Annotated in this window: 16 protein-coding genes; all 16 read left to right on the top strand. The window is 63.6% G+C overall.

Annotation, left to right across the window (positions count from 1 at the left end; translation table 11 throughout):
• Positions 1-9 precede the first annotated feature (9 nt).
• The 16 genes from fliJ (at position 10) to ACLF6L_RS08740 (ending at position 13,848) form a co-directional block, all read left to right on the top strand.
• Positions 10-450 (top strand): flagellar export protein FliJ, encoded by a 441-nt coding sequence (gene fliJ / locus ACLF6L_RS08815; protein ID WP_238618071.1) that lies wholly within the window; start codon positions 10-12, stop codon positions 448-450.
• A gap of 70 nt (positions 451-520) precedes the next feature.
• Entirely contained in the window at positions 521-1,597 is a 1,077-nt protein-coding gene (locus ACLF6L_RS08810) for a flagellar hook-length control protein FliK (protein WP_412851463.1), read from the top strand.
• Positions 1,598-1,882: 285 nt separating this feature from the next.
• The gene (fliL, locus tag ACLF6L_RS08805) at positions 1,883-2,380 is read left to right on the top strand and encodes a flagellar basal body-associated protein FliL (protein ID WP_238618069.1); all 498 of its coding nucleotides are present in this window, start codon (positions 1,883-1,885) and stop codon (positions 2,378-2,380) included.
• Between the two features lie 9 nt (positions 2,381-2,389).
• Positions 2,390-3,370, top strand: coding sequence for a flagellar motor switch protein FliM (fliM, locus tag ACLF6L_RS08800; protein WP_238618068.1), 981 nt, complete (start codon positions 2,390-2,392; stop codon positions 3,368-3,370).
• Positions 3,367-3,921: a flagellar motor switch protein FliN gene (gene fliN, locus ACLF6L_RS08795; protein WP_412851462.1), complete on the top strand. Its 555-nt coding sequence runs from the start codon at positions 3,367-3,369 to the stop codon at positions 3,919-3,921. The genes fliM and fliN overlap by 4 nt, the downstream gene beginning before the upstream one ends.
• Positions 3,922-3,929: 8 nt before the next feature.
• Positions 3,930-4,385, top strand: a complete 456-nt coding sequence (fliO, locus tag ACLF6L_RS08790) for a flagellar biosynthetic protein FliO (protein ID WP_008931530.1) — start codon at positions 3,930-3,932, stop codon at positions 4,383-4,385.
• On the top strand, positions 4,382-5,131 hold the full coding sequence (fliP, locus tag ACLF6L_RS08785) for a flagellar type III secretion system pore protein FliP (RefSeq protein ID WP_008931529.1): 750 nt from the start codon (positions 4,382-4,384) through the stop codon (positions 5,129-5,131). The genes fliO and fliP overlap by 4 nt, the downstream gene beginning before the upstream one ends.
• Positions 5,132-5,149: 18 nt before the next feature.
• Positions 5,150-5,419, top strand: a complete 270-nt coding sequence (gene fliQ / locus ACLF6L_RS08780) for a flagellar biosynthesis protein FliQ (protein WP_008931528.1) — start codon at positions 5,150-5,152, stop codon at positions 5,417-5,419.
• A gap of 12 nt (positions 5,420-5,431) precedes the next feature.
• Positions 5,432-6,208: a flagellar biosynthetic protein FliR gene (gene fliR / locus ACLF6L_RS08775; protein ID WP_238618065.1), complete on the top strand. Its 777-nt coding sequence runs from the start codon at positions 5,432-5,434 to the stop codon at positions 6,206-6,208.
• Between the two features lie 3 nt (positions 6,209-6,211).
• Positions 6,212-7,369 (top strand): flagellar biosynthesis protein FlhB, encoded by a 1,158-nt coding sequence (gene flhB, locus ACLF6L_RS08770; protein ID WP_238618064.1) that lies wholly within the window; start codon positions 6,212-6,214, stop codon positions 7,367-7,369.
• A complete protein-coding gene (gene flhA, locus ACLF6L_RS08765; RefSeq protein WP_238618063.1) occupies positions 7,370-9,463 on the top strand; it encodes a flagellar biosynthesis protein FlhA in 2,094 nt (697 codons plus the stop codon).
• A gap of 26 nt (positions 9,464-9,489) precedes the next feature.
• Positions 9,490-10,986, top strand: coding sequence for a flagellar biosynthesis protein FlhF (gene flhF, locus ACLF6L_RS08760; RefSeq protein ID WP_238618062.1), 1,497 nt, complete (start codon positions 9,490-9,492; stop codon positions 10,984-10,986).
• A complete protein-coding gene (locus tag ACLF6L_RS08755) occupies positions 10,970-11,872 on the top strand; it encodes a MinD/ParA family protein (protein WP_412851461.1) in 903 nt (300 codons plus the stop codon). Before flhF ends, ACLF6L_RS08755 begins: the two co-directional genes overlap by 17 nt.
• A 2-nt stretch (positions 11,873-11,874) precedes the next feature.
• Positions 11,875-12,597: an RNA polymerase sigma factor FliA gene (locus ACLF6L_RS08750; protein ID WP_238618061.1), complete on the top strand. Its 723-nt coding sequence runs from the start codon at positions 11,875-11,877 to the stop codon at positions 12,595-12,597.
• A gap of 91 nt (positions 12,598-12,688) precedes the next feature.
• Positions 12,689-13,081 (top strand): chemotaxis response regulator CheY, encoded by a 393-nt coding sequence (cheY, locus tag ACLF6L_RS08745; RefSeq protein WP_412851460.1) that lies wholly within the window; start codon positions 12,689-12,691, stop codon positions 13,079-13,081.
• 8 nt (positions 13,082-13,089) lie between these two features.
• Positions 13,090-13,848, top strand: a complete 759-nt coding sequence (locus tag ACLF6L_RS08740) for a protein phosphatase CheZ (protein ID WP_238618106.1) — start codon at positions 13,090-13,092, stop codon at positions 13,846-13,848.
• Positions 13,849-13,911: the final 63 nt, after the last annotated feature.

Genomic DNA, 13,911 nt, shown 5'->3' with positions numbered 1-13,911 from the left:
AGGTAGGTCATGAATCGATCCAAACGCATGGAACCCGTGGTACAGGTGGCGGATAACCGCCAGCAACTGGCCGCACAGCGCCTGGGTCAATCACAGCAGGCCCTGGAAGAGCGCGTCGCGCGTCTGGAGGAGCTGAGCAGCTACCGTGACGAGTATGCCCAGCGCTTCGAGTCCCAAAGCGGGGTGGGCATGACCGGCATGTCGGTGCGGGACTACCGCCTGTTTCTGCACCGTCTCAATGAAGCGATCGAACAGCAGGCGAGGCTGGTGGCCGCCGCTCGGCGCGAACTGGAAATGAGCCGTGGGCGTTGGGTGGAGGCCCGGGGCAAGACCGAGGCCCTCAATCGTGTGGTCGAACAGTTCCAGCACGAAGAGCGCAGGGCGCAGGACCGACGGGAACAGGCGGAGCAGGACGACCGTAACGGTCGCCGGCGACATGACATCGAGTGATTCCTGGCCCGTATATTGCAAACGTTTATCATCATTTCGGGACTCACCTGATACTGTCGAGGGTCTGGCCATGAACATGTCATTCATGCCCTTTTCTGCACTGAACGCCCTGCCTGCCCTGGGGGGGGATTCGCGCAGTCCTATCGCTGCCCTGACCGGGGAGGGCGCCGATTTTCACCTGAGCCTGCTGGGACAGTTGCAGCAGCTGACGGGCGGCCATCCGGACCCGATGCAGTCCGTGGCCCTGGATGCCTTGCTGGCGCAGGATCCGACGGCGATGATTTTCCCGCCCGACTGGCTGGCTCGGCTCATGGATGAGGCCGGCATCACCCTGGAGGATCTGCGGCAGGAGGGGGACGATACCGCAATGGCCTCCCTGCTGGCGGCATGGCAGCAACTGGCCGAGACGGGCCGGGGATTGCCGGGAATTGCCGGGGAATCCTTCAATCCCGGGGGGGATCGTCGCCCGGAAGGGGGCGGGCTCACCGCGCTGACGGCGGCGTTGACCCAGGTGTTGCACGGGCAGCAGGGTGCGGGAGCGGCACAACAGGACGGGAGCCCGATCATGCCTCAGGCGTTGCATGCCCTGGTGGCCCGGTTGGGCGGGGAGGGCGGGCGTGACGCGGCCGCTCCCCTGGCGCCGACCAGTGCCGAGACATTGCCTGCCGGTCAGGCCCAGCCCCATTCCCCGACGCAGCCCCTCCCCCTGCGTGCCCTGGATGTGGACGTGCCGATGTCACGCCCCAACTGGGGGCAGGCGGTGGGCAGCCGGGTCCTGTGGATGGTGAACCAGAACATGCAGGGGGCGGAACTGAGGTTGAGCCCACCCCACCTGGGGCCGCTGGAGGTGCGCATCACCATGGAGGGCGATCGTGCCAATATTCAGTTCCTGGCCCATCATCCCCAGGCCCGCGAGGCACTGGATGCCGCCATGCCCAGGCTGCGGGAGATGTTTGCCGACAGCGGCGTGCAGTTGGGTGATGTGGATGTTTCCGGTCGCGAGGCCGGCGGACAGGACGAGATGGCTCGGGACGAGGCCGGATTGCGTCCGGATGATCCCGACGGTGTCGATCCGCGTGTCGCCGGAGACGGGACCGCGGGCGCCGCCGATCCGAACGGTACCGGCCTTCTGGATGCCTATGCCTGATCACCTTTCCCGGCCTCTAGCGGCCGCGGAAGGTGCCGTCGTCGATGCCGCGCCTCTTCGGGGCGGCGTCTCCTGTCCGACCACCGTATAATTCCCTCCCTGTACACCTTGCCTTTCCGGCGGGCCGTGTCGGCCCGTCGTCCCGTGGCTGTCGTCGGTCGTCAATATTTCGTCACGTCCTGGTGTTCCTGGTTCTCAGGTAATTGATTTTATTGCACTTTGTGTTTCTTTTTTATCTGGCACGGGTGTTGCTTCTTTCCATGAAAAACGGAGGCCCAGGCAGTCATGGCCAAAAAACCTGAAAAAACCGCCGCCCCCAAGCCCACCAAGGGCAAGGGCGGCATGCTGAAGCTGATAGTGATCATTCTGCTGACCACCTTGGTGGCCGCCGGGGCCGGCGGCGGGATTGCCTGGTATCTGCTGGGCGGTAGCGAGCCGGGGCAGGATCGTCCGGAGCCGGTGCGGCCGGCCATTTATCTGCCTCTGGACCCTCCGCTGGTGGTGAATTTCCAGGGCTCGGGCCGGATACGCTTCGTGCAGGTGGGCATCGTGGTCATGGCGCGGGATCAGGCCGTGCTGGACGGGGTGAACCGCCACATGCCGGTCATCCGCAATAACCTGATGATCCTCATCGGCAACAAGACCTATGACGATCTGATCACCGAGGCAGGCAAGGAACAGGTTCGCGCTGAAGTGCTGGAGGAAGTGATCAACGTGCTGGGCACGCGGGGAGAACGCACCCAGGTGGAAGCGGTGTACTTCAACAGTCTTGTGATGCAGTGAGGCAGAGTGATGGCCACCAGTGATCTTCTTTCCCAGGACGAGATTGATGCCCTGCTGCACGGGGTGGACAGCGGTGCGGTGGAGACCGAGGATCAGTTGCTCGCTCACGATGGCGTGGCCAGGGAATACGACCTGACCACCCAGGATCGTATCGTCCGGGGGCGCATGCCCACCCTGGAGATGATCAACGAGCGCTTTGCCCGTTACATGCGCATCGGGCTGTTCGAACTCCTGCGTCGCTCGGCGGAGATTTCCGTGGGCGGGGTCAAGATGATGAAGTTCGGGGAATACGTGCACTCCCTGTATGTGCCCACCAGCCTCAACATGGTCCGGGTCCGGCCGCTGCGGGGTACCGCACTGTTCGTGCTCGACCCCAAGCTGGTGTTCATCCTGGTGGACAATTTCTTCGGCGGGGACGGTCGCTATCACGCCAAGATCGAAGGGCGGGAGTTCACCCCGACGGAACTGCGGGTGATCCGCATGTTGCTGGACCAGTCCTTCACGGATCTGAAAAAGGCCTGGGCACCGGTGATGGATCTGGACTTTGAATACAACCGCTCCGAGGTCAATCCCCAGTTCGCCAATATCGTCAGCCCCACCGAGGTGGTGGTGGTCTGCTCCTTTCACGTGGAACTGGACGGCGGTGGCGGTGAAATGCACGTGACCATGCCGTATTCCATGATCGAGCCCATCCGTGAACAGCTGGACACGGGGTTGCAGAGCGATCGGGCGGACGTGGATGACCGCTGGGTCAAGGCTCTGCGCGAGGAACTCAAGATGGTGCAGGTGGAACTCACCGCCAAGCTGACGGAGACCGAGCTCACCGTGGCCGACATGATCAACCTCAAGCCCGGTGACATCATTCCGGTGGAAATTCCCGAGGAAGTCACGATCCGGGCCGAGGGCATCCCCGTGTTTCGCGGTCGTTTCGGCACGTCGGACGGTTTCAATGCCATCAAGATTACCGGGCCGATCCGGCTCAGTGAATGAATACAGCGAGGATGACCTCCATGAGTGACAAAGATCAGGACAACAAACCCGAAGCCGAAGAAGAGGATATCTGGGCGGCGGCCCTGGCCGAACAGGCCGAGGCGGACCAGAAGGCCGGAGGGAGTGCCCCGGCCGCCGATGAGGCCGCCGGGGGCGCACAGGATGCAGGCGGTGCCGCGAGTGGCGAGGCCGCCAACAAGGGTAATGCCTGGAAGGATCCCACGCCCAGAATGTCCTTTGAGGATCTGGGTGCCGAAGCCACCCCCGGTCGGGGTGCCGAGGGCGGTGCCGAGGTCAACCTGGGTGTGATCCTGGACGTGCCCGTGACCATCTCCATGGAAATCGGGCGGACCAGGATCCCCATCCGTAACCTGCTGCAGCTCAACCAGGGTTCCGTGGTGGAACTGGATCGCCTGGCCGGAGAACCCCTGGACGTGATGGTCAACGGCACCCTGGTGGCCCATGGCGAGGTGGTGGTGGTGAACGAGAAGTTCGGTATCCGCCTGACCGACGTGATCAGCCCGGCGGAACGGGTTCGCAAGCTCAAGTGAGGCGTCCCATGTCCCTACTCAAGCCCTTCATCGGTGTGGTGCTGCTTCTGCTCATGCCCCTGGCCGTGTCGGCGGGTGAGTCGGGAGGGGGCGTGCCCGGACCTGGCATCACGGGGGATGGCGCGGCCTATCTGGGACAACTGGTGATGGGCCTGATCCTGGTGATCTTCGCCATCCTGGTGCTGGGCTTCATGATGCGCCGCATGGGCGGCATGCACAGCGGGGTGTCCGGAGAGCTGCGGGTGCTCGGTGCGGTCTCCCTGGGGGCCCGCGAGCGCATGGTCCTGGTCCAGGTGGGCGAGACCCAGTTGTTGCTGGGGGTGGCGCCGGGCCGGGTGCAGACCCTGCATGTCCTGGATGCGCCGGTCCGGACCGGGGAGGGTGTCGCGACCCAGGGCCGTCATGGCGGCGGTTTTGCCGAGCGCCTGCGTCAAGCCATGGGCCGGCAGGGAGGGACGTCATGAGGGCGCTGCTGCTGTCACCCCTGGCGCTGCTGCTGCTCCTGTGGCCGGCTGCTCCGGTGATGGCGCAGGCCGGTATCCCGCTGCTGTCGGTGGACACGGATCCGGGCGGTACTCAGACCTATTCGGTCACGCTGCAGATCCTGATCCTCATGACCCTGATGAGCGTGCTGCCGGCAGCCCTCATCATGATGACCTCCTTCACCCGGATCATTATCGTGCTGGGGATCCTGCGCCAGGGCATCGGCACCACTCAGACCCCTTCCAATCAGATCCTGATCGGACTGGCCCTTTTCCTGACCTTCTTCATCATGGCGCCGGTCTTTCAGGCGGTGAACGAGCAGGCCATCCAGCCCTTCATGGCCGAGGAGATCGGTCAGGAGGAGATGGTCAAGCGGGCCTGGGTGCCGCTGCGGGACTTCATGCTGGAGCAGACCCGGGAGACGGACATTGCCATGTTTGCCCGCATTGCCGGGCATGACGGTTTCGAGGGACCCGAGGATGTACCTTTTTCCGTCCTGGTACCCTCGTTCATCACCAGTGAACTCAAGACCGCCTTCCAGATCGGCTTCCTGATCCTGATTCCATTTCTGATCATCGACCTGGTGGTGGCCAGCGTGCTCATGTCCATGGGCATGATGATGCTCTCCCCGCTGATCATCTCCCTGCCGTTCAAGATCATGCTGTTCGTGCTGGTGGACGGCTGGGCGATGATCATGAGCACCCTGGCCACCAGTTTCTTTGTCTGAACCGCGAGGAGCATGCCGATGACGCCGGATACCGTGGTGGAAGTGGGGCAGCAGGCCGTGTGGGTCATCGTGCTGATCGCCGCGCCGGTGCTGCTGACCGCCCTGGCCATCGGTCTGTTCATTGGCATGATCCAGGCCGCCACCTCGATCCAGGAAATGACCCTGTCCTTCATTCCCAAGCTGCTGGGCATGTTTGCGGCCCTGGTGATCGCCGGCGGCTGGATGCTGGATCTGTTGGTGGATTACTGCCTGCGGCTCTATGAGAGCATCCCCGGGCTGATCGGGTAGGCGTCATCGGTCATGTTCAATTTCACCGACACCGAACTCATCGCCCTGGTCACCGCCTTCCTGTGGCCGTTCGTGCGCATCGGCGCGATGCTGATGGCGGCGCCGATCTTCGGCGCGGGGACGGTGCCGTTGCGGGTGCGTCTGGTCCTTGCCATGGTCCTGGCCCTGCTGATCGCTCCTCTGCTGCCGGCGGCGCCCGCCGTGCAGCCCCTGAGCATGGAAGGGTTGATCGTCACCCTCCAGCAGGTGCTGATCGGGGTGACCATGGGGTTCATCTTCCAGATGGTCATGAGCGCCCTGACCATGGCCGGTGAGTCCATCGCCCTGTCCATGGGGCTGGGCTATGCCTCCATGGTGGATCCCGCCATGGGGGTCCAGGTGCCGGTGGTGTCCCAGTTCTTCGTGATCATGGGTACCCTGATGTTCCTGGCCATGAACGGCCATGTCGCGCTGCTGGACATGTTGTTGCAGAGCTTCTACCTCATGCCCATCGGTGTCGATGGGCTGACCCGGGTGGATTTCTGGGGCGTGGCGAGCTTCGGGTCCGCCATGTACGTGGGGGCCTTGCTGGTGGGGCTGCCCATCGTGGCGGCCATGCTGATGGTGAACCTGTCCATGGGCGTGATCACCCGGGCCTCGCCCCAACTCAACATCTTCGCGGTGGGCTTTCCCATGATGATCATGCTGGGTTTCGTCCTCATCATGCTTAATCTGCCCACCCTGGAACCCCGTATCCGTGATCTGGCCATGGCCGGGTTCGGACTCATCCAGCGCATCCTGGGAGGCTAGGCCATGGCCGAGAATGAATCCTCACAGGAAAAAACAGAACAACCGACGCCCAAACGCCTGCGGGACGCCCAGGACAAAGGGCAGGTGGCCAGTTCCAAGGAACTCAACACCACCTTGGTACTGCTCACCGGGTCCACCACCTTGCTGCTGTTCGGCGGAGCGTTTCTCAATCATATCCAGGCCCTGATCCGAAATAGCCTGATCATCGATCGGGATCGCATCTTTGATCCCTCCTTCATGATGGTGGCGCTGCAGGCACGCATCGGCGAGGCACTGATGATCCTGGCCCCCATGTTCCTGGTCCTGGTGATTGCCGCCATCACCGGGCCGGTGGTCATGGGCGGGGGGCGCTTTCGTCTCAAGGGACTCCAGCCCAAGCCGGACAAGCTCAGCCCCATCAAGGGGCTCAAGCGCATCTTCGGTCCCCAGGGACTGATGGAACTGGCCAAGACCCTGGCCAAGTTCTCCCTGATCGCGGTGGTGGCAATGGGCATCCTCTGGCAGTTTTCCGATCGCCTGCTGGGGTTGGGGGGGCAGGAGATGGTGCCGGGCGTGGTGAGCGCCGGCTACATGATCGCCTGGACCTTCGTCGCCCTGAGCGTGGCCCTGATCCTGGTGGTCATGATTGATGTGCCGTTCCAGTTGTGGAATCACCAGCGCCAGCTGCGCATGACCAAGCAGGAGGTCAAGGATGAGTTCAAGGAGACCGAAGGCAAGCCGGAGGTCAAGAGCAAGGTGCGTCAGCTCCAGTACGAGGTGTCCCGGCGCCGCATGATGGCCGAGGTGCCCAAGGCCGATGTGGTGGTGACCAACCCGACCCATTTTGCGGTGGCCCTGAAATATGACCAGCAGAAGGGCGGGGCGCCCCGGGTGGTGGCCAAGGGGGCGGATCTGGTGGCGGGGGAGATCCGGGAGGTGGCCAGACAGTCCGGTGTCACCCTCCTGTCGGCGCCGCCCCTGGCCCGGGCGCTGTACTACAGCACCCGTCTGGAGCAGGAGATCCCCGCCGGACTCTATGTCGCCGTGGCCCAGGTGCTGGCCTATGTCTACCAGTTGCGTGCCGCGCTGCGTGAAGGCGGGATGGTGCCGACACCGCCTACCGATCTGCCGGTGCCGGAAGAGTTTCTCAAACGTGATGTGCCGCCTGCGGAGAATGCATAAATGGCGAGCTTTGCAGACAGTCTGAAGAATGTGAACCGCATGGGGCTGGGAGCGCCGTTGCTGCTGATGGCGTTGCTGGCCATGATGGTCATCCCGCTGCCGCCGCTGGCCCTGGATCTGCTGTTCACCTTCAACATCGCCCTTTCCCTGGTGGTGATCCTGGTGGCGGTATACACCCCGCGCCCGCTGGAATTCGCGGTGTTCCCCACCATACTGCTGGTGGCCACCCTGCTGCGCCTGGCCCTGAACGTGGCCTCGACCCGGGTCATCCTGCTGGAAGGACATACCGGCACCGATGCGGCGGGCAATGTGATCCAGGCCTTCGGCGATTTCGTGGTGGGCGGCAACTACGCCGTGGGCCTGGTGGTGTTTGCCATCCTCGTGATCATCAACTTCGTGGTGGTGACCAAGGGCGCCGGCCGTGTCTCCGAAGTGAGCGCCCGCTTCACCCTGGATGCCATGCCCGGCAAGCAGATGGCCATCGACGCCGATCTCAACTCGGGGCTGATCTCCCAGGACGAGGCCCGTAAGCGCCGGGAGGAGGTGGCCCAGGAGGCCGACTTCTACGGTTCCATGGACGGTGCCAGCAAGTTTGTCCGGGGGGATGCCATCGCCGGCATCCTGATCCTGTTCATCAACATCGTCGGTGGCCTGGTGATCGGCACCTTGCAGCACGGCATGAGTGTGGGGGATGCGGCCACCAACTACGTTCTGCTGACCATCGGCGACGGCCTGGTGGCACAGATTCCTTCGCTGGTGCTGTCATCGGCCACGGCCATTATCGTGACCCGGGTGTCGACCGCCCAGGACATGGGCCAGCAGGTCGTCAAGCAGTTGTTCGGTTCTCCCCGCGCCCTCTATGTGGCGGGCGGCATCGTTGGTGCCCTGGGACTGGTGCCCGGTATGCCCAATATGGTGTTTCTGAGTCTGGGGGCCCTGATGGGCGCCGGCGCCTACCTGATGAGCCAGCAGCGCGTCGCCGAGGAGGCCGCCGTGGCCCGGGCGCTGGATGAGGAGGCGCCGCCCCCCACCAGTCCGGAGATGAAGGAATTGACCTGGGATGACGTGCCGCCGGTGGATCTGGTGGGTCTGGAGGTGGGATATCGCCTGATCCCGCTGGTGGACCGTTCCCAGGGGGGGCAGCTGATGGCCCGGATCAAGGGCGTGCGGCGCAAGTTGTCCCAGGAACTGGGTTTCCTGATTCAGCCGGTGCACATCCGCGACAACCTGGACCTGGGGCCGAATCACTACCGGCTCACCCTGATGGGCGTGACCACGGGGGAGGGCGAGGTGTTCCCGGACCGGGAGCTGGCCATCAATCCCGGACAGGTCTTCGGTCAGGTGAAGGGGACGCCCACCAAGGACCCGACCTTCGGTCTGGATGCGCTCTGGATCGATCCGGCGCAGCGGGAGGAGGCTCAGGGGCTGGGCTATACGGTGGTGGACGCGGGGACGGTGATTGCCACCCATCTGTCTCAGATCCTGCGTGACCATGCCCATGAACTGCTGGGCCACGAGGAGGTCCAGCACCTGCTGGACACCTTGGCCAAGCATTCACCCAAGCTGGTGGAAAACCTGGTGCCCAAGACCCTGGCACTGGGGGTGGTGCTCAAGGTGATGCAGAACCTGTTGGCGGAGCAGATCCCGGTACGGGACATGCGCACCATCGCCGAAACATTGGCGGAGCATGGTGCCAAGAGTCAGGATCCTGACGCATTGACGGCCGCGGTCCGGGTCTCCCTGTCGCGGGCCATTGTCCAGAACATTGTGGGAACCGCATCGGAACTGCCTTTGCTGGCCATTGATCCAGCGTTGGAACAGATATTGCAGAAATCCTCACAGGGAGGCAGCGGCGCAGGACTCGGGATCGAACCCGGACTGGCCGAACGCCTGCAGCGTTCCATCGCAGAGGCCTCCCAGCGTCAGGAGATGTCGGGCGAACCTTCCGTGTTGGTGGTGTCGCCGGACATCCGGCCCTGGATGTCCCGCTGGCTGCGTTCGGCGGTACGCGGGCTCCATGTCCTGGCCTACACGGAAATACCGGACAGCAAGCAGATCCGGGTGGTGGCCACCGTCGGTAGGGAAACGGGTTAGTGCAACGGGGGTAACGGGTTACCGTCATGAAGATAAAACGCTATTTTGCACCGGATATGCGCCAGGCCATCCGCCTGGTGCGGGAGAGTCAGGGACCGGATGCGGTGATCCTTTCCAGCCGCAGCGTGGAGGGCGGCATCGAGTTGATCGCCGCCATGGACTATGACGAGGAGGCGGTAATGGAGATGGCCGCCCAATCGGGGGAGCCGGTATCCAGACCCTCGCCCCTGTCCAGACCCTCACCCCTTGCCGCCGAACGGACGGTCTCTCCCGCCGTGGGGGCCGGCTCCGGCGCGCCCGATGACGGGCCGGAGGCCCCGCGCAGTCCCGGGACGCCTCGGCCCGAGGCGGTACAAGCTCCCGCACTCCGGGAAGGCATCCGAGTCCAGACGGGGGAATTTCCGCCTCTGCGCGCCCGTCGTGATGATGGTTGGGCGGAGGAGGGGCTGCCCGCCCTGATGACGCCGGTGGTCGATCCGCCGCCTCCGGCCACGGAACCCGAGCCCGTGAAACCGGCCAAGGCCCGCAAGGTCGTCAACATCGAATGGTCCCAGGAGCCCACGCTGCTGGCCATGCAGAAAGAAATTCAAGGGTTGCGCGCCATGCTGCAGGACCAGCTTGCCAGTCTGGCGGGCCAGGAGTTCATGCGCCGTGATCCGGGTCGGGCCGGCGTGGTGGCCCGGTTACAGCGCATGGGGTTGGAGCCGGAGCTGGCCAAGGAGATTGCCCTGGCCGTCAGTCATCCCGAGGACCCCGCGGAGGCCTGGCAGGAGGCCCTGACCCAGCTGTCCGGTCGCCTGGCGGTCACTCCGGACGGTATCCTGGATCAGGCCGGCATCATCACCCTGGTGGGGCCGAGCGGCGTGGGCAAGACCACGACGGTGGCCAAGCTGGCGGCGTTGCAGAGCCTCAGGCACGGCCATGACTCGGTGGCCCTGATCACCACGGACGCCTACCGCATCGGCGCTCATCGACAGTTGCAGACCTTTGGTCAGATCCTTGAGGTTCCCGTCTATCTGGCGCAGACAGCACGCCAGCTGGGCGATATGCTAGAGGGGTTGAAATCCAAGCGGCTGGTCATCATTGATACGGCGGGTACCAATCAGCGGGACATGAAGCTGCTGGCCGAACTGGAATCCCTGACGGCACTGCCTTCCGCCAGGACCCTGTTGGTGATGGCCGCCAATGTGCAGAAGGCCGTGATGACGGAGACCGTGAAATCCTTTGCCCGATTGCAGCCGGAGGGGTGCGTACTGACCAAGGTGGATGAAGCCGCTTCGTTGGGCGAGGCCCTGTCGACCCTGATCCGGGCAGGCCTGCCGCTGACCTTCGTCAGCGAAGGCCAGCGCATCCCCGATGATTTGCGTCCGGCCCGTGCCGCCCGACTGGTGGCCACCGCCGCCAGGATGGCGGATGCCGGTGGCGAGCGGGCGGATGCCCGTCAGGCCCAGGTGGTTTCTCCCATGTTCCGCGAGCCCATCAACCAGCCCAATGCCAGGTATGTCCATGCCTCCAGCCAGTGAGCCCAATATGGCCCGGTTATCCCCGCCGGCGGGAGCGGTGTCCCCGGTGCGCGTGCTGGCGGTGTCCAGCGGCAAGGGCGGGGTGGGCAAGACCAATGTGTCGGTGAACCTGTCCGCGGCCCTGGCCCAGGGCGGCAAGCGGGTCATGCTGCTGGATGCGGATCTGGGGTTGGCCAACGTGGACGTGTTGTTGGGGTTGCAGCCCAAGGCCAACCTGTACCATGTCCTCAACGGCGAAAAGACGCTGGAAGAGGTGTTGCTGGAAGGCCCCGCCGGCATGCTGATCGTGCCGGCGGCCTCGGGCATTGCCCGCATGGCGGATCTGGAACCGGCACAGCATGTCGGTATCATTCGTGCCTTCAGCGCCCTGTCTCACCCCTTGGATGTACTGGTGGTGGATACCGCGGCAGGCCTGCATGACAGCGTGACCCGGTTCTGCCGGGCGGCTCAGGAGGTGCTGGTGGTGGTGTGCGACGAGCCGGCCTCCATCACCGATGCCTATGCCCTGATCAAGGTGCTGCACCGGGATCATGGCCTGATGCGGTTTCGCATCCTCGCCAACATGGTCCGTAACGACAATGAGGATGAGGGCAGGGCCCTGTTTCGCAAGCTGGTGTCCGTCTGTGACCGTTTTCTGGAGGACGTGATCCTTGATTACGTCGGCGCCATTCCTCATGACGACCTGTTGCGCAAGGCCGTGCAGCGTCGGCAGACTGTGCTGGAGGCCTATCCCTCCAGCCCTGCCGCCCGTGCCTTTCGCACCATTGCCGGTCGCGTCGATCAATGGCCCATGCCCCGCAACACCCGGGGCGGGATCGAATTTTTTGTGGAAAGGTTGATCAACAGTGGTCGAAACGACCTGGAGCCAGTCACATCAGTGCCATAGCCATGTATGCCAGCGCAGAGTCAGATCATACTCGACTGGTGGATGAGCATGTCGCCTTGGTCAAGCGAATCGCTTACCATCTGCTCGCCCGCCTGCCTGCCAATGTGCAGGTGGAAGACCTGATCCAGTCCGGGGTCATCGGTCTGCTGGAGGCTGCCCGTCATTATGACCCTTCCCAGGGGGCCAGTTTCGAGACCTATGCCGGCATCCGGATCCGAGGTGCCATGCTGGACGAGGTCCGTCGCAGTGACTGGACCCCCCGCTCCGTGCATCGCAATGCCCGGCGCATCAGCGAGGTGATCCGGGAAATTGAAAACCGGGAAGGGCGCGAGGCAAGCGGTGCGGAAATCGCGGCTGCCCTGGGCGTGGACCTGGACACCTACCACGACATGCTGCGGGATGCCGCCGGCAGCCGGGTGCTGGGTTTTGATGATCTTTGCGACGGGGATGGCGATGTGGACAATTTCCTCCCGGCCCAGGGGCAGACGCCCCTGGAGTCCATCACCCGAATGGATTTTCAGACAGCCCTGGCCGAGCATGTCAATGCCTTGCCCGAACGGGAGCGTTTGATCCTCTCGCTGTATTATGATGACGAACTGAACCTGCGGGAGATCGGTGAAGTGCTCGGTGTCAGTGAGTCCCGGGTGTGTCAGATCCATGGTCAGGCGCTGGTTCGTCTCCGGGCCCGCATGGCCGACTGGGTGGCCGACGGTGAGCGGGTCTGATTCCCCGCTTGCCGGCAGAATTTGATTTCAGAATGCCGGAGCGCCCCGTTCGGGGATCTCGCTTCGGTGCGTGTTTAATCGGGAGGTTATTGTGGACAAGAACATGAAGATCCTCATCGTGGATGATTTTTCCACGATGCGCCGCATTATCAAGAATTTGCTGCGGGATCTTGGATACAACAATACCGCCGAGGCTGATGACGGCAGCACTGCGCTGCCCATGCTGCAGAACGGTAACTATGACTTCCTGGTCACCGACTGGAACATGCCCGGCATGCCCGGCATTGATCTGCTGCGGGCTGTGCGTGCCGATCCCCGCCTCAAGGACATGCCCGTCCTGATGGTGACGGCGGAAGCCAAGCGAGAGCAGATTGTTGAAGCGGCCCAGGCCGGCGTCAATGGCTATATCGTCAAGCCTTTCACCGCGGAAACCCTGAAGGAGAAGATCAACAAGATCTTCGAGCGGCTTCAGGAAAAAGGGTGAACAACGTCATGGAGAACCAGGAAGACAGCAAAGAAGCCCTGTTCAGACAGCAGCAGCTGGAACGCGCCCGGGAGCTGGTCACGCTCATGGAGTCGGGGGACGAGGAAGGGGCGGGGCGTCTCATCGAGGAAATGGGTCGCATGCACGAGAGCCTGCTGTTCCAGGAGCTGGGCAAGCTGACCCGTGATCTGCACGAGGCTCTGAACAGTTTCCGTCTGGATTCCCGGCTCTCCGAGCTGACACACCAGGATATTCCCGATGCCAAGGAACGCCTCAACTACGTGGTTGCCATGACCGATCAGGCGGCCCATCGCACCCTCAATGCCGTGGAGGCGGCATTGCCGGTTTCCGAGGCACTGGCAAATCGGGCACGGATACTCGGGGCCGACTGGGCCCGTTTTCGCCAGCGGGAAATGACCGTGGACGAGTTCCGATCGGTGAGTCAGGCCCTGGCCGACTTTCTCCAGGATACGGAACGGGACGCGGAAACCCTGCGCAGTCAGCTGTCGGAAGTGCTGATGGCCCAGGATTTCCAGGATCTGACGGGGCAGGTCATTCGTCGCGTCATGACCCTGGTGCAGGATCTGGAGGATAACCTGGTGGGGCTGGTGCGGATTTCCGGCAAGCGCCTGTCCACGCCGGAGGGCAAGGACAGGGACGCGGGGGTTCAGCCGACGGGTCCCGCGGTCAAGGGGACCTCGGATCATGGTGACGTGGTGAAAAGCCAGGATGATGTGGATGACCTGTTGTCCAGTCTTGGATTTTAAGGCCGGGCCTGTCATCGGAGCACCCGCCGGTTTCAGATTTCGCCGCTCCGGCCGCCAAACCGG

This window comes from Ectothiorhodospira shaposhnikovii (assembly GCF_047222355.1).
Lineage (GTDB): Bacteria > Pseudomonadota > Gammaproteobacteria > Ectothiorhodospirales > Ectothiorhodospiraceae > Ectothiorhodospira.
Note: the sequence above shows the minus strand (reverse complement) of the source record. Positions and strands in the feature narration are given on the sequence as shown.